The following is a 276-nucleotide window of genomic DNA, read 5'->3' as shown; positions in this document are numbered from 1 at the left end:
CATGGTCGTTGATCCGAACGGTAACGGGCTCATCTCGCCGTTTGCAATCAGCGGCGGGCAGGTTGTCATGAGCGACGCTATCGTGAATAACCTGCGGGTTGACCTTGCGCTCGTGCGCGGCCGGCTACAGTCGACAGCCATCGGAAGTAACGGACGGCCCTGCGTTATCATCGACATGCAGTCAGGAGAACTACAGTTCAACGGAATCAACAACGGATCGGGCTGGACTGAAATGCGGCCGGGTCAGATCGTTGTCTATGACGGCGCGGGTCGACC

The 276-nt window shown here is 58.7% G+C and carries 1 protein-coding gene; it reads left to right on the top strand.

What is annotated here, in order from left to right:
• Positions 1-276: hypothetical protein (locus SB754_RS20080; protein ID WP_410784136.1), on the top strand; the 276-nt coding region annotated here is incomplete at both ends.

This window comes from Leifsonia sp. SIMBA_070 (genome assembly GCF_046534635.1).
Taxonomy (GTDB): Bacteria; Actinomycetota; Actinomycetes; order Actinomycetales; family Microbacteriaceae; genus Leifsonia.
Note: the sequence above shows the minus strand (reverse complement) of the source record. Positions and strands in the feature narration are given on the sequence as shown.